The organism is Nitrospirillum iridis (assembly GCF_014205765.1).
Classification (GTDB): domain Bacteria; phylum Pseudomonadota; class Alphaproteobacteria; order Azospirillales; family Azospirillaceae; genus Nitrospirillum; species Nitrospirillum iridis.
The window spans coordinates 135,107-155,259 of the sequence record NZ_JACIIZ010000008.1 but is presented as its reverse complement, the minus strand read 5'-3'; the positions used below and the strand labels follow the sequence as shown (position 1 = coordinate 155,259).

The following is a 20,153-nucleotide window of genomic DNA, read 5'->3' as shown; positions in this document are numbered from 1 at the left end:
TGACATAAAGCATTGCGGGGAAGCGGCTGGTTTCAGCCGCTTTTTCCGATTCCGGGCACCGCTTTCTCGCACCCGCAGCGTTGCGATGGGCCCGGGGCACCCCTGTGACAGTTACATGAATGGTCTCCACGAGCGGGCTTGACACCCCTTATGCTCCGGGCGAGCATTAGCCACCCTAATGCTCAAATAGAGCATAAGGGCAGGGTGATGTCCCCCCTTGTCGCGCCGCGGGGACCGGCCATGCGGGCCGTTGGTGGTGGGCGCGTTCGTTTGCCAGGTGTTCCGATGTCCGTTGCCGAGCTTGATCTCGAATACACCCCCGCTGTCGCCGCCGCGACCCGCCCGCTGTATGAGCGGGTGGCCAAGGTGATCCCGGAGGTGGAGTGGCCGTTCCACGCGCCGCTGGTGCACGCCATCAACACGCTGAAGCGGGAACGCAACGCCGTCATCCTGGCGCACAACTACCAGACGCCGGAAATCTTCCACTGCGTTTCCGACATCGTGGGCGACAGCCTGGCGCTGGCGCGCAAGGCGGCGCAGACCGATGCCGATGTCATCGTCATGGCGGGCGTGCACTTCATGGCCGAGACGGCCAAGATCCTGAACCCGTCCAAGACGGTGCTGATGCCCGACATGCGGGCCGGCTGCTCGCTGGCCGACAGCATCACCGCCGCTGACATCCGCCTGCTGCGCGAGGCGCACCCCGGCGTCCCGGTGGTCACCTACGTCAACACCTCCGCCGAGGTGAAGGCGGAGAGCGATATCTGCTGCACCTCGGGCAACGCGGTGGAGATCGTGGAATCGCTGGACAGCGACAGCGTGCTGTTCCTGCCGGACGAGTACCTGGCCAGCTGGGTCGCCACCCAGACCAAGAAGAAGATCATCAAGTGGAAGGGCCATTGTGAGGTGCATGAGCGCTTCACCGGGGCGGAGCTGCGCGATTATCGCGGCCGCTTCAAGGACCTGACCATCATCGCCCACCCGGAATGCCCGCCCGAGGTCCTGGCCGAGGCGGACTTCGTCGGCTCCACCGCCCGGATGGTGGAATATGTGGGCGAGGCCCGGCCGGCCCGCGTGCTGATGGTCACCGAATGCTCCATGAGCGACAACGTCGCCACGGAATATCCGGATGTGGAATTCATCCGCCCCTGCAACCTCTGCCCCCACATGAAGCGGGTCAGCCTCTCCAACATCCTGGAATCGCTCCGCACCCTGGAGCCCAAGGTGGAGATCGACCCGACGGTGGCGGCGCGCGCCCGTTTGGCGGTGGAGCGCATGTTGGCCGTGGGCCGCTGATCGCGGCCCTTTCCCTTCCCGTCCTTTCGGAACGGAGCCTGATGCCATGGACGGCGCGTCTTACCCGGTATCGCCGGTGACGGTGGTGCACAGCGATGTGGTGGTGGTGGGGTCGGGCACGGCCGGCATGGCGGCGTCCCTCGCCCTGGCCAAGGCCGGGCGGCGGGTGCGCCTGCTGACCAAGACCGACGATTTGCCCGGCGGTTCCAGCCTGTGGGCCCAGGGTGGCGTGGCCGTGGCGCTGGGCGCCGGCGACAGTGCCACCGACCATGCCGCCGACACGGTGGCCGCCGGGGCCGGCCTGACCGATCCCGCGATGGCGCGCCTGCTGGCCGAGGCCGGGATCGTGGAGATGTCCGCCCTGCTGGCCGAGGGCCTGCCCGCCGACCGGGGCGCCGACGGCCTGCCCCTGCTGGGGCGCGAGGCGGCGCATGGCCGCCACCGCATCCTGCACGCCGGCGGCGACGCCACCGGCCGCACCCTGGTGACCTTCCTGGCCGCCCGCGTCCGCGCCACCCCCGGCATCACCGTCCATACCCGCACGATGGCCGCCGACCTGATGGTGCGCGAGACCGGGCGCGGCCGGCGGGTGCAGGGCGTGCTGGCCTATGAGGATGCCGTCGGTTGGACACTGCACGTCGCGCCGCACGTCGTGCTGGCCACCGGCGGCACCGGCCAGCTGTGGGCCGTGACCACCAACCCGGAGGAGGCCACGGGCGACGGCATGGCGTTGGCCGCCCGCGCTGGCACCCATCTGGCCGACCTGGAGTTCGTTCAATTCCACCCCACCGCCCTGGCGGTGGCCGGCCCGCCGGGCCGCCGACCGCTGTTGACGGAGGCGTTGCGCGGCGCCGGCGCCAAGGTGCTGGACAGTGGCGGCCACGCCTTCATGGCCGATGAACATCCCGATGCCGAACTGGCGCCGCGCGACGTGGTGGCGCGCGCCATCGGCGGCCGCGTGGCCCGGGGGGAAAAGGTCTTCCTGGACCTGCGCGCGCTGTGGGCCCACGGCGGCCCGGGCAAGTTTCCCACTGTCGCCGGCATCTGCGCCGAGGCCGGGCTGGACCCGGCGGCGGCACCCGTGCCCGTGGCGCCGGCCGCCCACTATCACATGGGCGGCGTGTTGACCGATGCCGACGGCCGCACCTCCCTGCCCGGCCTGTGGGCGGCGGGCGAGGTCGCCTGCACCCATGTCCATGGCGCCAACCGCCTGGCCAGCAACTCGCTGCTGGAGGCGGTGGTGTTCGCGGCCCGCGTGGCGGCGGCCCTGCTGGCCGACCCGGCCACGACCCAGCCGGTGGCCCTTCCCGCCGCTCCCGTGGTCCCGGGGGGCGCGGCCGCCGCCGGGCTGGCGGCCGAGGCCCAGCTGCTGATGGCCGAGAAGGTGGGACTGGTGCGCGACGGCATCGGGTTGGCCGAGGCCGCGGCGCGCTTGCAAAGCCTCAGCCTGGCGGCCGAGCGCCTGGCGCCGGCCACCGCCTACGCCGGCATTCGCGCCGGTATGGAACTGCGCAACCGTCTGCTGCTGTCCCGCCTGGTGGTGGAGGCGGCCCGGCGGCGTGAGGAAAGCCGGGGCGCCCATACCCGCGCCGACCATCCGGAAACCCGCGACGCCTGGCGCCACCACCAGATCCTGACCTATTCCGACCTGGCTCACGCGGATCGGGGCCTGGTCACGCCTGTCACCACCCGGGAACACCGTCCATGAGCACGCCTGTGACCACCGCCCCGCTTTATCCCGTGATGTACGAAGGCCTGGTCCGCGCGGCCCTGCTGGAGGATCTGGGCCGGGCGGGGGACGTCACGGCCGACGCCTGCATTCCGGACGGCACCCAGGCGCGCGCCCTGTTCCAGGCCCGCCACGCTGGAATCATCGCCGGTCTGGCCCCGGCCCTGTCCGCCTTCTCCCTGCTGGACCCGACCCTGTCCGTCCGCGCCCTGGTGGCGGACGGCGCCCGGGTGGACCCGGGCCAGGTGGTCGCGGTGGTCGAAGGGGCGGCCCGCCCCATCCTGTCGGGCGAGCGCACGGCCCTGAACCTGCTGGGCCGGCTGTGCGGCATCGCGTCGAAGACGGGGGAACTGGTGCGCGCCATCGAGGGTACCGGCGCCCACATCGTCTGCACCCGCAAGACCACGCCCGGCCTGCGCGCGCTGGAAAAGTACGCGGTGCGCGTGGGTGGGGGCAGCAACCACCGTTTCGGCCTGGATGACGCCGTCCTGATCAAGGACAACCACCTGGTGGCGGCGGGCGGCCTGCGCGCGGCGGTGGAACGGGCCCGCGCCCATGTCGGCCACATGGTGAAGATCGAGGTGGAGGTCGACACCCTGGCCCAGTTGGAGGAGTTGCTGACCCTGCCGGTCGACGCCGTCCTGCTGGACAACATGGACCCCGCCACCCTGCGCCAGGCGGTCGCCATGGTGGCCGGCCGCATGATCACCGAGGCCTCGGGCGGTATCACGCCCCAGACGGTGCGGGCGGTGGCGGAAACCGGCGTCACCCTGATCTCCCTGGGCTGGCTCACCCACTCCGTCACCAACTTCGACATCGGGCTGGATTTCGAGAGTTTGTGAGCGGGGCTTATTGACCCGCTTCCCCGCCCGCCTTACCTTTCCATGGAAAGATTGATCAAAAAATCTTTCTATGGAGGTATTCATGGCCCAGTCGAATGTCGCGGAGGAACGGTCGGCCGAGCGTGAAAGCGCGGTGCTGGCCCAAGCTCTCTGCCGGGCGGCCGATATCCTCGACGTGCCGGACACTGTGCTGGCCCGGATCATCGGCGTATCGCCGGCGTCCATCAGCCGCCTGCGCACGGGTGCGTTCAAACTGTCGCGCAAGGACAAGGCGTTTGAACTGGGGCTGCTGTTCATCCGCATGTTCCGGGGCTTGGATGCCATCACTGGCGCGGACGACACCAGTTCCCGCTCGTGGATGCGGGCGGAGAACCTGGCCTTGCGGGGGCGGCCCATCGACCTCGCCCAAAGTATCGTCGGCCTGGCTTCGCTGGTGAGTTATGTGGACGCCAGGCGCGCTCGCGTCTGAGGCGCGGCCTTACCGGCACGATCTCTGGCGGCTGGTGGAAAACCAGGCGCGGGCGTCCACCGTCCGTTTGGTGGACAGTCTCGCCGACCAGGCGCTGCTGGAAGACATGCTGGAGGAGACCAAGCCGCCGCTGCCACCGGATTGTGCCGGCCTGCACTTCCTGCTGGCCACGCCCTTCCGCTATTCGCCTTATCCTCATGGTTCCCGTTTCCGCCGCGCCCATCAGCCCGATGGCGTGTACTACGCTGCCGAGAAGCCGGAAACCGCGGCGGCGGAGATGGCGCATTACGCCTTGCTGTTCTTTCTGGAGTCGCCGGATACGCTTCTTCCCGCCCGCCCCATGGAACGGACGGGGATCGAGGTGGCTTGCGCGGTCGGTCGTGCGCTGGACCTGACGGCCCCGCCGCTGGACCGGGATCGGGCGCTGTGGACGGACACGGGGGACTATGCCCCCTGCCAGGATCTGGCCGACGTGGCGCGGCAGGGTGGGCTGGAACTCATCCGTTACCAGTCGGTGCGCGATCCGGCCGGCGGGGCCAACGTGGCCTTGCTGACACCCAAGGGCTTTGTCAGCGCCACGCCCAAGCGGCTTTCAAGCTGGCATCTGTTCATTCGCCCGACCGTCGTCCAGGTCTGGTGCGAATTCCCCAGGATACAGCTGGAGTTTCCCCGCTGAGCGGTGGGGCTCAGGCCTCCAGGCCCGCAGGAATCGGATCCGGGCCCATGCTGTGGAACCGCGCCTCGCCGCCAAAGAAGCGGGTGGCCAGGCGGGTGATGGGTTCGGCAGCCCCGGTGGTGTGGAAGGCCTCCACCCCGCCTTGCTCCCTGGCGCGGCTGGGCAGGTCGAATTCCGGGTGGCGTTCCAGGTAGGCCCGCAGGCTGCTGACCGTCAGGGTGGGCTGGTCCAGGATTTCCACGGCATCCGGCAGGGCTTCGGCGAACAGGTCGGCCACCAGGGGATAATGGGTGCAGCCCAGGACCACGGCGTCGGGCGGCACCCCATCCAACTGGTCCATCAACCGGCCCGTATAGTCCTGGATGGCGGCGCGGACGGTTTCCACTGGGGCGTCGGCCTCGATCAGGCGGACCAGGTCGGGGCAGGCCTGCTGCACCACCCGAACCTCCGGCGCGCGCTTGGCGATCTCGGTGGGGTAGGCGCCGCTGCTGACCGTGTGCTGGGTGGCGAAGATGGCCACGGTGCGGGGTTCCCCCGCCCGTGACCCGGCGGCCACCTCGGCCATCCACGGCACGCCGGTGATGGCCTCCACCATTGGCACCAGCACGCCCAGCACCCGCCGGTCGGGGTAGGCCGCGGGCAGCCATGTCTGCTGCAACCGGCGCAGCGCCTGGGCGGAGGCGGTGTTGCAGGCCAGGATGACCAGGGGGCATCCCAGGCCGAACAGCCGCTCCACCCCCGCCACGGTGTAACGGTAGATTTCCTCCGGCGTGCGGTTGCCATAGGGGGCGTTGGCGTGGTCGCCCAGATAGACGAAGCGCCGGTCGGGCATCTGGCGGGCCAGGGCGCGCAACACCGTCAATCCGCCGTGGCCTGAATCGAAGACGCCGATCATCGCTCGCAACCGCACCGTTCATCGTCATGGGGCGCCGCCGGCTCGCACCGGCTCCGGCAGCGTTCCCCGCCATCCGTTTAGCACGATCCGGCGGGGCGGCGGCAACGGCCTTGCGGCGGGTTGCCGCCCCGTCTTGCCAATGCATGCCCGCTATGCCTTAGTGCGGCGGTTCACTATGCTGTGGCACTTTCGCACTTTCGTCTTTGAGGAACCCCGCCCGTGAGCCTGCGTGTCGCCGTTCGCCGGTCCCTGTTGATCCTGCCCGTCCTCGCCTCGACGACCTCTGTCACGCTTCTGGGGGGCGCGCCGGCCTGGGCGCAGTCCGCCAGCCCGGCGCCGGCCACCGTGGTGCCCTCGGCCCCCAAGCCGTCGGCCCCCGCCGCTGCCGCGCCCGCCGCGAAGGCCGGCGAGGATGAGGGCTGGACCTGCCCGTTCCCCAAGAAGACGCCCGTCATTCCCGATGGCAAGACGGCGCCCGAGGCGGACATGCGCAAGGCGCATGAGGAGTTGCAGGCCTACGTGAACAGCGGCCAGGGTTTCATCTCTTGCGTGGACGAACTGGTGACCAAGCACCCGGACAAGGTGACGGTGGCGAAGTTCCTGCAGCTGACCCAGGTGCAGGACATGGTCATCAGCAACATGCAGATCCTGGCGAACGCGTTTAACAACCAGCTGCACGTGTTCAAGGCCCGTACCGGTGCCGCGCCCACTCCGGCGGCGCCCGCCGCGCCCGCCAAGCCCGCCGCCAAGCCGGCCGGCCAGTAGGGCACCTTCCCCTGGGGGAGGCTGTCGGGCGGTCGGCCCGACAGCCTTTTCAGCGGCGGCCGCCTCGCGCCTGGCGACGGGCGGGCCCCGGGCGACGATCGTCCTCGTCGAACAACTCGGCCAGCTTTTCCATGACGGTGCCGCCCAACTGCTCCACGTCCACGATGGTGACGGCGCGGCGATAGTAGCGCGTGACGTCGTGGCCGATGCCGATGGCGATCAGCTCCACCGGGCTGCGGGTCTCGATATGGTCGATGACCGTGCGCAGATGCTTTTCCAGATAGCTGCCGCTGTTGACCGACAGGGTGCTGTCGTCCACCGGCGCGCCGTCGCTGATCACCATCAGGATACGGCGTTGCTCGGTCCTGGCGATCAGCCGGGTGTGGGCCCACAGCAGGGCCTCGCCATCGATGTTTTCCTTCAGGATGCCTTCGCGCAGCATCAGGCCCAGGTTGCGCCGGGCCCGGCGCCAGGGGGCGTCGGCTTCCTTGTAGACGATGTGGCGCAAATCGTTCAGGCGGCCGGGGGCGGGGGGTTTGCCACTGGCCAGCCAGCGCTCGCGGCTCTGTCCGCCCTTCCACGCCCGGGTGGTGAAGCCCAGGATTTCCACCTTCACGCCGCAGCGTTCCAGGGTGCGCGCCAGGATGTCCGCGCTCATGGCGGCGATGGTGATGGGCCGGCCGCGCATGGAACCGGAATTGTCGATCAGCAGGCTGACGACGGTGTCGCGGAAGTCGGTGTCGTTCTCCTGCTTGAACGACAGGGGCAGCACGGGGTTGGCCACCACCCGGGCCAGGCGGGCCGCGTCCAGGATGCCTTCCTCCAGGTCGAACATCCACGAGCGGGTCTGTTTGGCCATCAGGCGGCGCTGCAGGCGGTTGGCCAGCTTGGCGATGACGCCCTGCAGGTGCTGCAGCTGCTGGTCCAGCATCATGCGCAGGCGCGCCAGCTCGTCGGCGTCGCACAGGTCGGCGGCGCCCACCACCTCGTCGAATTCCGTGGTGAAGGCGCGGTAGTTGCCGGCATCCAGGCTGTTGCGGCCGAAATCGGGGCGGGACGGTTCACCGGGCTCGCCCGACTGCTCGGCCCCGGCGCCCTCCATCTCCTGCTCGTCGCCTTCGCTGCTTTCGGCGGCGCCGGCGGTCTCTTCCGTCTGGCCGCCGGGCTGCTGCTGCTCGCCCGTCGCTTCCGGTTCGGCCTCGTCCGACTGGCCGCCGCCGGCCTCGTCATTCTCGGCGCCCTCCGGGCTTTGGGCGTCGCCGGACTCCGCCGCCTCTTCCTCCTGCCCTTTTTCGGGATCGCCGCCCACCTCCAGATCCAGATCGACCAGGATGCGCCGCGCTTCGCGGGCGTAGGCCTGCTGGTCGGCCATGGCGGCCTTCAGCCGGGCGAGATCGGCGCCCGCCTTCTCCTCGATGAACGGGCGCCACAGGTCCAGCGCCGCCTTGGTCGCCGGGGCGGCGGGGGCGCCGGTCAGGGACTCGCGCGCGATCAGGCGCAGGGCGTCGGCCAGGGGCACCTGGTCACGGGCTGTCGCCCGGTCCAGGCCTTGGCGGCGGAACCGTTCCTCCAGCGCCGCCGTCAGGTTGTCGGCCACGCCCGCCATGGCGGTGGCGCCCAGCGCCTCGCACCGCGCCTGCTCCAGCGCCTCGAAGGCCGCGCGGGCGGTGTCGCCCGTGGGCAGCAGGCGGGTATGCACGCCGGTGTCGTGGTGGCGCAGGCGCAGGGCCGCGGCGTCGGCGGCACCGCGCACCGGCGCCACGTCGCGCGCGTTCAGGTCACGGGTGGGCAGCGGCACGCGCACCCGCGTGCCGGAGAAGCCCGGCGGTTCGGCGGAAAAGCCCACCGTCAGGTCCGCGCGCTCCGCGATGGCGCGCACGGCCGCACCCGTGGCCCGCTTGAACGCCTCCAGCGGCGATTCCCGGTCGGAAGACATCGGCTTGGTCCCCTCGTCAGGCGAGGGTGGCGCGCACGCCGCTCTCGGGCAGTTCGGTGCCGAAGCAGCGCTGGTAGTATTCGGCCACGGCCGCGCGCTCCACCTCGTCGCACTTGTTCAGGAAGGTGACGCGGAAGGCGAAGCCGACGTCGCCGAAGATGTCGGCGTTCTGCGCCCAGGTGATGACCGTGCGCGGGCTCATGACGGTGGAGATGTCGCCGGCGATGAAGCCTGCGCGCGTCAGGTCGGCCAGGCGCACCATGGCGTTGACCAGCACCCGGCGCTCCTCGGTGTCATAGGTCGGCACCTTGGCCAGGACGATCTTCACCTCGGCGTCATGGGGCAGGTAGTTCAGGGTGGAGACGATGTTCCACCGGTCCATCTGGCCCTGGTTGATCTGCTGGGTGCCGTGGTACAGGCCCGTGGTGTCGCCCAGGCCGATGGTATTGGCGGTGGCGAACAGGCGGAAGGCCGGGTGGGGGCGGATGACCTTGTTCTGGTCCAGCAGCGTCAGCTTGCCTTCCACCTCCAGCACGCGCTGGATGACGAACATCACGTCCGGCCGGCCGGCGTCATATTCGTCGAACACGATGGCGCAGGGATGCTGCAGGGCCCAGGGCAGGATGCCCTCGCGGTACTCCGTCACCTGCATGCCGTCGCGCAGCACGATGGCGTCCTTGCCGATCAGGTCGATCCGGCTGATGTGGCTGTCCAGGTTGACGCGCAGGCAGGGCCAGTTAAGCCGGGCCGCCACCTGCTCGATGTGGGTGGACTTGCCGGTGCCGTGATAGCCCTGGACCATGACGCGGCGGTTGTAGGCGAAACCGGCAAGGATGGCCATGGTCGTTTCGCGATCAAAACGATAGGTGCTATCGATCTCCGGCACATGTTCCGTGGACGTGCTGAAGGCCGGCACAGCCATGTCGCTGTCGATCCCGAACACCTGGCGGACGGAGATCTTGATGTCGGGCAGCGAGGCGGCGGTCATCGGTGTCGGTTCCTGGGACATGGGACGGTCGGCTTTCCTGCGTGATCGAACAGAACGGGTTGGCGTTCGTTATAGTTTCATTGGGGCTTTCGTGTCAGCGCCGCTCAGCCCTGATCGAGGTGGGCGGCCTTCAGCACGTTATACGCCTGGTTGATGCGCTTCAGCCGTTCCTCGGCATCCTTGTCGCCGCCGTTGGCGTCGGGATGGTTGCGCTTCGCCAACTCGCGATAGCGCTGCTTGATTTCAGGGAAGGCGACGGGGGCCCTCAGGCCCAGCACGTCCAGCGCCTCATCCTCGGGGGTGCGTGGCGTCGGGGGCGGTGGGCGCTGGGACGCGCCCGCCTCCCAATCGGCGCCGAAGCTGTGGCCGTGGGCCATGCTGTCGCGCAGGTTCCGTTCCCGGGTCCGCCAGTCGCCCATGGGCCAGGTGGGGCGCTGCCAGGTGGTGTCGTAGCGCATGGCGCGCTCGATCTCATCCGTGCTCATGCCCTGGTAATAGTCCCAGGCCTTGTTGTAGGCGCGCACATGGTCCAGGCAGAACCAGTAATAGTCGTTCAGCTGGGTGCGATTCTTGGGCGCGCGGAATTCCCCCACCTCGGCACAGCCCGGGTGATCACAGGTCCTGACCTGGACCTGCGGCGGGTCGTCGAACGAGAAGGAGAATCCGGGCCGCTGTTTCTGCATCGCGAAAGTATGGGGGCAGGTTCCGGCCGTGACAAGCGCGGCGGGCTGGTCGCGGCGCCGTGACCGCGTCAAGGCTGGGCTGCTGTCCCGGACCCCGGAAATCGCCCCCTGGCCATTGACAGCGCCGGCCCGGCGTCGCACCTCAGGAGGATACCGATCCCCTCGAACGCCCGGGTCCCGCCATGCGCTATGCCGACCGCATCCACACCAAGCTGACCCAGGCCCTGGCGCCCGAATCGCTGATCGTCGACGACCAGTCGGCGGCGCACGCCGGCCATGGCGGGGCGGCCCCGGGCGGCGAGACCCATTTCGAGGTCACCGTCGTCTCAAGCGTCTTCACCGGCAAGTCGCGCGTGGCGCGCCAGCGCCTGGTCTACGACATCCTGAAGGACGAACTGGCCGAACGGGTCCACGCCCTGTCGGTCAAGACCCTGACGCCGGAAGAGGCGGTTTAGGTTTTTCGTGTTCCCTCAGGCGCCGGGCGCCCGCATCCGTGGGCTTGGCTTATTCTCGCGTTTCAGTCCGCCGCGCTCCCCAAAACGCTCCGGCGGATGCAGTCGCATCCTGTGACGGCATGAGCCAGGCCTCATGCCGTGGCTAGTCTTGTGTCCGTTCGCCATCCGCTGGCCCGGTATAGTGTTCCGGGAACCAGCGCTTCACCACCGGGCCGTCGCTGGCCATGACGTGGCAGGTGTTCAGCACCGGCGGCGGGCCGGCGGCGGTGCCGGTGCGCCGGGCGTTGAACACCGGCGCCAGGGTCTGGAAGGCGGTGGTGGCCACGGGGCCCAGCAGTTCCACCAGATGGGTGCAGCCCTCCGTCCGGCCCAGGCGCTGCTTCACAGCGCTGGTCCAGCCGGCGGCGATGCGCAGACCCACCAGGCGTTGGAAATTGGGCAGGATGGCGGGGCAGTGGGCGAAGGGGGAGTTGTCGGTGGCCACTTCCACCGCCCGCACGGTCAGCGTGTCGTCCACCGTCAGGCGGATCCACATCTCATGCAGGAACTGGCCGGGCTCGATGGTGCCGCGCCAGTCATTGCCGAAGGCGTAGTGCTTCTCGTCGGTGATGTGGCCTTCGATGTCCCAAAGGCCGTCGGCGCGTTCGTAGCCCTGGCAAGTGACGCGGCGGGTGTGCAGCGGCTTGCGCTCGGGGGATGGGGACAGGGGCATGGGGCGGATGGACTTCAAGCAAGGGGACGGACGCGCCGCCATCATGGAAGGCGCCCGTCATCCCGGTCAAGGAAGGGGCGGGCGATCCTGCCCTGCCCGATGCCGTCAGGCCTCCAGCGCCGCCGCCACCACCGCCCGCACCGGTTCCGCGTCAATGCCACGGGCGGTGAAGGCCTGGCCGATGCCGCGGGCCAGGATGAAGGTGATGCCGCCGTCCTTCACCTTCTTGTCTTTGGCCATGTGGGCCATCAGGGCGTCCACCGTCCAGCGGCCCCGGCTCAGATGGGCCACGCCGGTGGGCAGGCCCACGGCCGCCAGGTGGCGGCGCATGCGGGCCAAATCGTCAGGCGGGCACAGGCCCAGGCGCACCGACAGGTCGAAGGCCATGACCATGCCGACGCCCACGGCCTCGCCATGCAGCAATTCGCCGCCATAGCCCACCTCCGCCTCCAGGGCGTGGCCGAAGGTGTGGCCCAGGTTCAGCAGCGCGCGCACGCCGCCCTCCCGCTCATCCTGGGCGACGATGGCGGCCTTGGCGGCCACGCTTTCCTTGACGGCGGCCACGCGCAGGGCGGCGTCGCCCGCCACCAGGGCCGTGCCGTTTTCCTCCAGCCAGGTGAAAAAGTCCGGGCGGTCGATCAGGCCGTACTTCACCACCTCGGCATATCCGGCCAACACCTCGCGCCGGGGCAGGCTGTCCAGGGCGCTGATGTCGGCCAGCACCAGGCGCGGCTGGTGGAAGGCGCCAATCAGGTTCTTGCCCTGGCGGCTGTTGATGCCGGTCTTGCCGCCGACGCTGCTGTCCACCTGCGACAGCAGCGTGGTGGGGATCTGGATGAAATCGATGCCGCGCAGGGCGATCGCGGCCGCGAAGCCGCCCAGGTCGCCGATGACGCCGCCGCCCAGCGCCACCAGGATGGCGCCGCGCTCGATGCCTCGCGACAGTAGGATTTCCATGACCGCTTCCAGGTGGTGGAAGCTCTTGGTGGCCTCCCCCGCCGGGACGATGATGGGGTCCATCATGCGGCAGCCGGCCGATTCCAGCGCGCGGGTCAGCAGGCCCAGGTACAGCGGCGCCACCGTCTCGTCCGACAGGATGATCAGGGGGCGGCGGCCGGCGATGGCGGCCACGGGGCCGCCGGCGTCCCGGATCAGACCGGCGCCGACCAGCACATCGTAGGAGCGGTCGCCCAGGCTGACGGGCACGGTGGCGACGGGAAGGGTGATGGCGGGGATGGGGTCGCTCATGATTCCACCGCGGCCGGCTGGGGCCGCGTCTCCATCGCCGGCTCGTCAGCCGCCGAGGCGCGCGCCGGGGGTTGGTTGTCCAGATAGTCCTGCAGGGACTCGATCACCCGGTCCACCGTCTCCTCCGCCGGGCGGTCGCCGCTGTCCACAGTGATGTCGGCCTGGGCGTAGTACGGGTGCCGCAGTTCCATCAGCTGGCGCAGGGTCTCCTTCGGGTCGCCATCCTTCAGCAGGGGGCGTCCGCCGCGCCGCGCGGTGCGCAGCACCAGCAGGTCCAGTTCGGCCCGCAGCCAGATGGAATGGGCGCGCTGGCGCACCAGGGCGCGGGTCTCGGCGTCCATGAAGGCGCCGCCCCCGGTGGACAGCACCTGCAGCGGCTGGTCCAGCAGGCGCGCGATGACCCGGCGCTCACCCTCACGGAAGGCGGGCTCACCATAGCGGTCGAAGAATTCGGGGATGCTGCACCCGGCGGCGCGCTCGATCTCCTGGTCCGCGTCCACGAAGGGCAGGCCCAGGCGGCTGGCCAGGCGGCGCCCGATGCTGGTCTTGCCCGCGCCCATCAGGCCCACCAGGACCAGGGTGCGGGGCGGGCGCTGGCGCAGGGTGGGGCGCGTCATCGGGCGCACCCCAAGGGGGCACCCGACGGGGTGGCCGACGTCCGGCGGGGCGGGGTGGCGTTGCGCGCCCGGGGGGTGGACGCTACAGTGCCTAGCGCTAACACCATTTTTGCCGTTTCATCCATTACAGCCGAGACCTGAAAGCCGTCCCCGCTTCCGGGGTTGTTCTCATTCCTGATACCGGTCCGCCCCCACGCCCTGCGGCGACAGGGGGGCTGTCCGGCGCCGTTTTCCCGTGACAGTCTGGCGGATGCCGCCCGATGGGGAAAACGGTTCGGGGGCACTGCATATCACAGTCGTCCCCAGCCTGTCCCCCGACTCCACCGGGGCGCCCGCGCACTGCGGCCTTGCTTGGGCGGGTCTGGTCTCGCAACTTTCTTTCTGACTTTCGTCCTTGTCCCTATCAGCGATTGATGCCGATCCCCATGAAAAAGCTTCTCCTGATCCTGATCGCCCTGGTCGTCCTTGGCGGTGCCGGTGCCGCCCTGGTCGTCGCCGCCACCACCTCCCCGGCGCCCTCCGCGCCCACCGAACGGGTGATCTCCAATGACCGCTTCCCCCAGTAAGGCGCCATTCGGCGGGCGCGCCTGGCTGGGCCTGGCCCTGGCCGCCGGCCTGATGACGGCGCCCGTGGCGCTGGCGCAATCCGGGACCCAGCCCGATCCCCAATTGGGGGCGCAGCCCTCCGGGGCGCCCACGCCGCTCTGGCCCCAGGGGCCGTCCGCCGCCGGAACCGGCGGCCCGACCCCCCTGGGCGCGCCGGACTACACCCCGCCGGCGCCCCAGCGCTCTTCCGCTTTCGAGGTCAAGCCGCTGGCGGCGGTGATGCCGGATGGCGGCGGCGTGCTTGATGCCGGCCAGGGCGGCTTGGGCCAGGCGCTGTGGGCGGACAGCCCGCGCGGTCTGGTCGACCGGGTGCTGGCGTCGCTGCCACAGTCCAGCCCGTCACCGGCGGCGCGCGCACTGTTGGGCCGGGTGTTGATGTCGGCGGGCACGGCGCCGTCGACCAGCACCCTGGCCGCCGGCGCCACGGCGACCAAGGACTCGCCGCGCAACTTCCTGGGCGTCCGGCTGGAACGCCTGGCCTGGCTGGGCGACGGCAAGAACGCCGACGCCATGGCCAGCCTGCCCACGGCGCTGGACGATGCCGGCGGGGCGGAGGCCTGGGCCCGGCTGTCGCTGCTGACCGGCGATGGCGCGGCCTGCGACCACATGGCCGACCTGCAGAAGCGCTTCAACGACGGCGAGATCCAGATGCTGGGCGTCGTCTGCCAGGTGCGCGGCGGGGCGACCGACAACCTGATGCTGGCGCTGGACATCATGCGCGAGCAGGGGGTGAAGGACGACGGCTTCTCCCGCCTGGCGGAAACCGCCGGCGGCGGCCAGAAAGGCCCGCTGAAGGGCTTCACCGCCGTGTCGGCGGAGACGGTCGCCCTGGCCCGCGCCCTGGGCCGGGGCCTGCCGGCCGATGTGCCGGTGTCGCAGATCCTGGCGCTGAACCCGGCGGCGGCGGCGGCCGTGGCCGACCTGCCCGACACGGCGGCGGCGCTGAAGCTGGCGGCGGGCGACCGTGCCGCCGGTTACGGCACCTTGCCGGCGGCGGCGCTGGCGCCCCTGTACAAGGCGGCCAAGGTCAGCCCGGGTGATCTGAAGAACGCCGTGGGCGTGGCCGACAAGCGCCAGGGCGCCGACCAGCGCGCCATCCTCTACCAGGCCCTGACGGGGGAGACGATCCCGTCGCTGAAGGGCGCCATCCTGGCCAAGGCGGTGGATGTCGGCGACCCGGCGTTGCTGGCCGGCGCCTGGGGCGACCTGCTGGCCCAGGAACTGGAACAGCTGGCCCCCGGACCGGCGCTGAAGGATCTGGCGCCGGCCGCCACCCGTCTGCTCCTGCTGCAGGGGCGGCGCGACCTGGCCCAGCCCTGGTTCGAATTGGCCCGCCAGACGGCGCAGGACGCAAAAGAAGGCAAGGCGCTCCAGGCCTATCTGCGGCTGGTGCCGTTGGCCGTCCTGGGCGGCCTGCTGCCCAGCGACGGGGCCAATTGGGCCCAATGGCTGGACGCGGTGAAGGCCGACGCCGACGCCCCGTCCCGCCTGCGCGCCGGCAACACCTTGGCCTTGCTGATGGCGGCGGGTGAAAAGGTGGATGAGGCGCTGCTGGCCCGCACCGTCACGGCTTCCGAGGCGCCGGGGGTGATCCCCGACGCCGCGTCGTGGGTGCGGCTGTTCCGCTCCTCCATGGCCGGTCGCAAGGGCGAGGTGGCGCTGCTGGCCCTGGCCACGCTGGCGGACGCCGGTCCGGCGGCGACGCCGCCCACGGTCGCGGCCAACGCCGTGGCGACGCTCGCCGCCGTGGGGCTGAAGGACGACGCGCGCCGTCTGGCGCTGGAGGCCGTGGCCGTCCAGGCCGGGCCGTAAGCGCATGGCGCCGCGCGCCCCCACGCCCGACATCGTCCCCGGCGGAACGCCCAAAAAGCGTTCCGCCGGACGGCCGCGGGGGGCCACCCTGGCCCTGCCGCCGGGGGTGGACGCCTTCCTGGACATGCTGGTGGCGGAACGGGGGGCGGCGGCCAACACCCGGGACGCCTACCGCCGTGACCTGGCGGACGCCGCCCGCTTCATCGCCGGCCAGAAGAACGGCAAAGGCCCCCCCCTGGACCAGGCCGGCACCGACGACCTGCGGGCCTATCTGCATCATCTGGGGCGCGACGGCACGCAAGCGGCCGTGCGCACCGTGGCCCGGCGGCTGTCGGCCCTGCGCCAATATTACAAGTTCCTGGTGTCGGAAGGCCGGCGGGACATCGACCCGGCCGCCGTGCTGGACGGCCCCCGCCTGGGCCGGCCGCTGCCGAAGATCCTGTCGGAGGCCGACGTCACCCGTATGCTGGACACCGCGGCGGCCCAGGGCGGGGCGGAGGGGCTGCGCCTGGCCGCCCTGCTGGAGTTGCTCTACGCCACGGGATTGCGCGTCTCGGAACTGGTGGGCCTGCCCCTCTCGGCCTTCAGCCGCGACGGGCGGGTGCTGGTGGTCAAGGGCAAGGGCGGCAAGGAACGCATGGTGCCCCTGTCGCCGCCGGCCCGCGACGCGCTGGCCGCCTACCTGCCGCACCGTGCCGCGTTCTTCTCGCCAGGGCGTGAGGGCAAGCAGGCCGGCGTGCTGTTCCCCTCGCGCAGTTCCGGCGGCACGCTGACCCGTCAGCGCTTCGGCCAACTGCTGAAGGACCTGGCGCTGGCTTCGGGCCTGGATCCGGCCAAGGTCAGCCCCCACGTGTTGCGCCATGCCTTCGCCACCCACCTGCTGGACCATGGCGCCGACCTACGCTCCGTCCAGAAGATGCTGGGCCATGCCGATATCGGCACCACCCAGATCTATACCCATGTGGTGGGCGACCGCCTGCGCCGCGCGGTGGAGGACCACCATCCGCTGGCCAAGGCGGGCAAGCCCCGCAAGGCGCCGGGCGAGGGGCGGGGGTGATCGCCCCGGATTCGATAGGGGCTGGCCCCTGGCCCCCGCTCATGGTAATCAGCCGCCTTCGGGTCCCCCACTCGGTCCCCTTGACCGGCCCCTTCCTTACAAGCCAGTCGTAAGCCGCACCCATGCATTTCCTTGAATTTGAAAAGCCGATCGCCGAACTCGAAGGCAAGATCGATGAACTCCGCCACCTGTCCGATGGTGGCGGCATCAACATCGCCGATGAGGTCCGCAAGCTGGAAGACAAGGTCGACAAGCTGCTGCGGTCGACCTACGCCAAGCTGACACCGGCCCAGAAGGTCCAGGTGGCGCGCCATCCCAACCGGCCGCACTGCCTGGACTACATCAACGCCCTGATCACCGACTTCACGCCCCTGGCGGGTGACCGCGCCTTCGGCGAGGACCGCGCCATCGTCGGCGGCCTGGGCCGGTTCCGGGGCCGCTCCGTGGTGGTCATCGGCCAGGAGAAGGGTCACGACACCGACACCCGCATCCGCCACAACTTCGGTTCCGCCAAGCCGGAAGGCTACCGCAAGGCCCAGCGCCTGCTGAACCTGGCCAGCCGCTTCAACCTGCCGGTCATCACCCTGGTGGACACGGCCGGCGCCTACCCCGGCGTGGGGGCCGAGGAACGCGGCCAGGCGGAAGCCATCGCCAAATCCATCGAGACCTGCCTGCGCGCCCGCGTCCCCCTCGTCTCCGCCGTCATCGGTGAAGGCGGCTCGGGCGGCGCCATCGCCATCGCCACGGCCGACCGCGTGCTGATGCTGGAACACTCGATCTATTCCGTCATCTCGCCGGAAGGCTGCTCGGGCATTCTGTGGCGCAGCAACACCAACGCCGCCGACGCGGCCGCGGCCCTGCGCCTGACCGCCCAGGACCTGAAGGAACTGGGCGTCATCGACCGCATCGTCATGGAACCCATCGGTGGCGCCCATCGCCGGCGCGAGGAAACCATCCTGGCGCTGGGCAACGCCATCGAGGACAGCCTGGAGTCCATGCGCGGCCAGGACGGCGGCACCTTGATCACCCGCCGCCGCGACAAGTACCTGGCCATGGGCCAGAAGGGCCTGAGCTGAATCGCGCCGCCGGATGGTCGGACGGCCATCCGGCCTGTGAGAAAAGGGGGCGGCGCCGACAGGGGCCGCCCCTTTTTCTATGCCCAGCGCGCCAAGCGCCGCGGGCGCCGACTGGTCACAGCCCTTCGGGGCGCCAATACCCACCCGTTCCCCCCAGGCGGTGACGCGCGGGAGGCTGGCGGTCGCACCGGCGCCCGGTGACTTGAATCTATAGCCGGCTGCGTTTAATCGGAACCGCAGCCGGCTATAGCTGAGTCTGTCCGCGAGCAGCTTCACGCCCAAAGGCGATTCCACCTTTGGGCGATCTGCTCTAGCTGCGCAGCACCAGGCGGGAGCATCCGGCCCCGGCCGGCTGCACGTCGCTGGCCAGTCCCGCCAGGGTCAGCATGGCCTGCACGTCCAGGATGGTGTCCGTGGACCGGGTCAGGGTCAGGCTGACGTTGCGGCAACCCATCTTCCGGAAGCGCGTGACCGCGTCCAGGATCTGGCGGGCGGGGGCGGCGGAGGAACGGGGCGGCGGGGTATCAAGGGTACTGGGGGTGGCTGCCATCACGGCGGCGGCCATGCCGGGTTCCGGATTGGGGGCTCCGGTCGCCTCATGCGGATGCATGCGAGGTCCCTGGTTGGGGTTCGCCCGGGAACGACCCCGGACAACCAGGATATTGCGACCAAATGAGGCTTTTCCGCGACCGTAAAGTTGGGCCTGCGGCCGATTTTCCCATGAGGAGGAGGTATCGTTGTTCGTTGGCGGACCTGAACCAATGCGAAAGGATTATACTCAGCCCCGGTGCGGTGTCGCCGATCCCTGCTACGCTGCCCGACATGGAAGCGATGGGGACGCCGCCTATGCCAATAACGGACCTGTCTGATAGGGAAAGCGCCAGCGATCGCCTGACTATCCTAGCCATCGCCATCACGGTGGCTTTGCTGGTTTGGAAATCCAGCGTCCAGTACGGTTGGCTGGAGGTCACCTTCGGCCGGTGCGGGGTGTTCTTTTGGCTGGCCGCCTTGGTCTGGGCAATTTCGGTGACCTGCGTCATCCGTTGGCAGCGGCGCTGGTGGCTGCTACTCACCGCCCCGGTTGTTCTTTATCCCGTCGTGGCTGGTGTCGTCTTCATGGCGCACTGCGTCCAGGGCGACTGCCTGTAGAATTGCCGCCGAAGCCCGAAGGCTCCGGCGGGGACATGATGCCACTTACAGCAATTCCGCGATCTGCACCGCGTTGAGGGCGGCACCCTTCAGCAGCTGGTCGCCGGCGACGAACAGCTGGATGGAATGGCCGCTGGGGTCGCTGATGTCCTGGCGGATGCGGCCCACCAGGATATCGCCCTGGCCCGACGCGTCCACCGGCATGGGGAAGTAGTTCTTTTCCCAATCATCGACGATGCGCACGCCCGGCGCCGTGGCCAGGATGTCCTTCACCTCGGCCGGGGTGATGGGCCGCTCGAACTCCACCGTCAGCGCCTCGGAATGGGCGCGCAGCACCGGCACGCGCACGCAGGTGGCGGAGATGCGGATGTCGGCGTCGCCGAAGATCTTCCACGTCTCCTTCACCATCTTCATCTCCTCCTCGTTATAGCCGTTGGCCGGATCGACCTTGGCGTTGTGGCTGAAGAGGTTGAAGGCATAGGGGTGGGGCAGCACGGTGGGGGTGAAGGGGCGGTCCTCCAGATATGCCCGCGTGCCCTCGCGCAGTTCCTCCATGGCGGCGGCACCGGCGCCGGACGCCGCCTGGTATGTGGCGGCGATGAAGCGCGTGATGCGGTTCTTGGCGTGCAGCGGCCATAGCGGCACCAGCGCGATGATGGTGGAGCAGTTGGGGTTGGCGATGATGCCCTTGTGCTGCTTCACCGCCTCCGGGTTCACCTCCGGCACCACCAGGGGAACGTCGGGGTCCTGGCGGAAGGCGCTGGAATTGTCCACGACGACGGCGCCCGCCTTCACGGCGATGGGGCCGTAGACCTTGGAGATGGAACCACCGGCGGAGAACAGGGCGATGTCCACGCCGTTGAAGCTGTTCTCATCCAGCGCCTGGATGGTGATCTCTTTCCCTTTGAAGGTCATGGTCTTGCCGGCCGACCGGGGCGACGCCAGCAGGCGCAGCTCCGACAGGGGGAAATCACGCTGCTCCAGGCACTCAAGCAGCTCGACGCCAACGGCGCCGGTGGCGCCGACGATGGCAACGACGGGCAAGGCCATGACCTTTGATCCTCAAAACGGAAGGGTGAAACATATGGAACGAGAGGCGCCATCCTCTTGTTCGTTTCGTTCTTCCGTCAAGCGGACGACTC

Annotated in this window: 21 protein-coding genes; 12 read left to right on the top strand and 9 right to left on the bottom strand. The window is 69.8% G+C overall.

Going from position 1 to position 20,153, the window contains the following annotated elements:
- Nucleotides 1–285: 285 nt before the first annotated feature.
- The 5 genes from nadA (at nucleotide 286) to FHS74_RS15360 (ending at nucleotide 5,012) form a co-directional block, all read left to right on the top strand.
- Entirely contained in the window at nucleotides 286–1,296 is a 1,011-nt protein-coding gene (nadA, locus tag FHS74_RS15380; protein ID WP_184802052.1) for a quinolinate synthase NadA, read from the top strand.
- Between the two features lie 46 nt (nucleotides 1,297–1,342).
- Complete coding sequence (gene nadB, locus FHS74_RS15375) at nucleotides 1,343–3,004, top strand: L-aspartate oxidase (RefSeq protein WP_184802050.1); 1,662 nt, start codon at nucleotides 1,343–1,345, stop codon at nucleotides 3,002–3,004.
- Nucleotides 3,001–3,867 (top strand): carboxylating nicotinate-nucleotide diphosphorylase, encoded by an 867-nt coding sequence (gene nadC / locus FHS74_RS15370; RefSeq protein WP_184802048.1) that lies wholly within the window; start codon nucleotides 3,001–3,003, stop codon nucleotides 3,865–3,867. Before nadB ends, nadC begins: the two co-directional genes overlap by 4 nt.
- An 82-nt stretch (nucleotides 3,868–3,949) precedes the next feature.
- A complete protein-coding gene (locus tag FHS74_RS15365; RefSeq protein ID WP_184802046.1) occupies nucleotides 3,950–4,336 on the top strand; it encodes an MbcA/ParS/Xre antitoxin family protein in 387 nt (128 codons plus the stop codon).
- Nucleotides 4,308–5,012 carry an RES family NAD+ phosphorylase gene (locus tag FHS74_RS15360; RefSeq protein ID WP_184802044.1) on the top strand — a complete coding sequence of 235 codons (705 nt, stop codon included), beginning with the start codon at nucleotides 4,308–4,310 and terminating at the stop codon, nucleotides 5,010–5,012. Before FHS74_RS15365 ends, FHS74_RS15360 begins: the two co-directional genes overlap by 29 nt.
- A 10-nt stretch (nucleotides 5,013–5,022) precedes the next feature.
- Here the strand turns inward: FHS74_RS15360 and murI are convergent, their stop codons facing one another.
- A complete protein-coding gene (murI, locus tag FHS74_RS15355) occupies nucleotides 5,023–5,907 on the bottom strand; it encodes a glutamate racemase (protein WP_184802374.1) in 885 nt (294 codons plus the stop codon).
- Nucleotides 5,908–6,126: 219 nt separating this feature from the next.
- Between murI and FHS74_RS15350 the strand changes: the two genes are divergently transcribed.
- Nucleotides 6,127–6,672, top strand: a complete 546-nt coding sequence (locus tag FHS74_RS15350; RefSeq protein ID WP_184802042.1) for a hypothetical protein — start codon at nucleotides 6,127–6,129, stop codon at nucleotides 6,670–6,672.
- Between the two features lie 49 nt (nucleotides 6,673–6,721).
- On the opposite strand, the gene cobT is transcribed toward FHS74_RS15350, so the two are convergent.
- The 3 genes from cobT to FHS74_RS15335 form a co-directional block, all read right to left on the bottom strand.
- Nucleotides 6,722–8,608, bottom strand: a complete 1,887-nt coding sequence (gene cobT, locus FHS74_RS15345; protein ID WP_184802040.1) for a cobaltochelatase subunit CobT — start codon at nucleotides 8,606–8,608, stop codon at nucleotides 6,722–6,724.
- 16 nt (nucleotides 8,609–8,624) lie between these two features.
- Nucleotides 8,625–9,617 (bottom strand): cobaltochelatase subunit CobS, encoded by a 993-nt coding sequence (gene cobS / locus FHS74_RS15340; protein ID WP_184802038.1) that lies wholly within the window; start codon nucleotides 9,615–9,617, stop codon nucleotides 8,625–8,627.
- Nucleotides 9,618–9,700: 83 nt separating this feature from the next.
- Nucleotides 9,701–10,279: a J domain-containing protein gene (locus FHS74_RS15335; protein ID WP_184802036.1), complete on the bottom strand. Its 579-nt coding sequence runs from the start codon at nucleotides 10,277–10,279 to the stop codon at nucleotides 9,701–9,703.
- Between the two features lie 182 nt (nucleotides 10,280–10,461).
- Between FHS74_RS15335 and FHS74_RS15330 the strand changes: the two genes are divergently transcribed.
- Nucleotides 10,462–10,734: a BolA family protein gene (locus FHS74_RS15330; RefSeq protein WP_184802034.1), complete on the top strand. Its 273-nt coding sequence runs from the start codon at nucleotides 10,462–10,464 to the stop codon at nucleotides 10,732–10,734.
- A 142-nt stretch (nucleotides 10,735–10,876) separates the two neighbouring features.
- Here FHS74_RS15330 and FHS74_RS15325 read toward each other — a convergent pair whose 3' ends face one another.
- From FHS74_RS15325 to FHS74_RS15315, 3 genes are all read right to left on the bottom strand, one after another.
- Complete coding sequence (locus FHS74_RS15325; RefSeq protein WP_184802032.1) at nucleotides 10,877–11,446, bottom strand: DUF2889 domain-containing protein; 570 nt, start codon at nucleotides 11,444–11,446, stop codon at nucleotides 10,877–10,879.
- Between the two features lie 105 nt (nucleotides 11,447–11,551).
- Nucleotides 11,552–12,694: a 3-dehydroquinate synthase gene (gene aroB / locus FHS74_RS15320; RefSeq protein WP_184802030.1), complete on the bottom strand. Its 1,143-nt coding sequence runs from the start codon at nucleotides 12,692–12,694 to the stop codon at nucleotides 11,552–11,554.
- Nucleotides 12,691–13,311 carry a shikimate kinase gene (locus FHS74_RS15315; RefSeq protein WP_184802028.1) on the bottom strand — a complete coding sequence of 207 codons (621 nt, stop codon included), beginning with the start codon at nucleotides 13,309–13,311 and terminating at the stop codon, nucleotides 12,691–12,693. The genes aroB and FHS74_RS15315 overlap by 4 nt, the downstream gene beginning before the upstream one ends.
- Nucleotides 13,312–13,736: 425 nt before the next feature.
- On the opposite strand from FHS74_RS15315, the gene FHS74_RS15310 reads away from it, so the two are divergent.
- The 4 genes from FHS74_RS15310 to FHS74_RS15295 all read left to right on the top strand — a co-directional run bounded on the left by FHS74_RS15310 (nucleotide 13,737) and on the right by FHS74_RS15295 (nucleotide 17,862).
- The gene (locus tag FHS74_RS15310; RefSeq protein WP_157999514.1) at nucleotides 13,737–13,877 is read left to right on the top strand and encodes a hypothetical protein; all 141 of its coding nucleotides are present in this window, start codon (nucleotides 13,737–13,739) and stop codon (nucleotides 13,875–13,877) included.
- A complete protein-coding gene (locus FHS74_RS15305) occupies nucleotides 13,858–15,729 on the top strand; it encodes a hypothetical protein (protein WP_184802026.1) in 1,872 nt (623 codons plus the stop codon). Before FHS74_RS15310 ends, FHS74_RS15305 begins: the two co-directional genes overlap by 20 nt.
- 4 nt (nucleotides 15,730–15,733) lie before the next feature.
- Complete coding sequence (locus FHS74_RS15300; RefSeq protein ID WP_184802024.1) at nucleotides 15,734–16,786, top strand: site-specific tyrosine recombinase XerD; 1,053 nt, start codon at nucleotides 15,734–15,736, stop codon at nucleotides 16,784–16,786.
- Between the two features lie 122 nt (nucleotides 16,787–16,908).
- Nucleotides 16,909–17,862 (top strand): acetyl-CoA carboxylase carboxyltransferase subunit alpha, encoded by a 954-nt coding sequence (locus FHS74_RS15295; protein ID WP_184802022.1) that lies wholly within the window; start codon nucleotides 16,909–16,911, stop codon nucleotides 17,860–17,862.
- Between the two features lie 310 nt (nucleotides 17,863–18,172).
- Here FHS74_RS15295 and FHS74_RS15290 read toward each other — a convergent pair whose 3' ends face one another.
- A complete protein-coding gene (locus FHS74_RS15290; RefSeq protein WP_184802020.1) occupies nucleotides 18,173–18,472 on the bottom strand; it encodes a hypothetical protein in 300 nt (99 codons plus the stop codon).
- 134 nt (nucleotides 18,473–18,606) lie between these two features.
- Here FHS74_RS15290 and FHS74_RS15285 point away from each other — a divergent pair, with 134 nt between their 5' ends.
- The gene (locus FHS74_RS15285) at nucleotides 18,607–19,011 is read left to right on the top strand and encodes a hypothetical protein (RefSeq protein WP_184802018.1); all 405 of its coding nucleotides are present in this window, start codon (nucleotides 18,607–18,609) and stop codon (nucleotides 19,009–19,011) included.
- 45 nt (nucleotides 19,012–19,056) lie between these two features.
- Here the strand turns inward: FHS74_RS15285 and FHS74_RS15280 are convergent, their stop codons facing one another.
- Nucleotides 19,057–20,061 (bottom strand): aspartate-semialdehyde dehydrogenase, encoded by a 1,005-nt coding sequence (locus FHS74_RS15280; protein WP_184802016.1) that lies wholly within the window; start codon nucleotides 20,059–20,061, stop codon nucleotides 19,057–19,059.
- Between the last annotated feature and the right edge of the window lie 92 nt (nucleotides 20,062–20,153).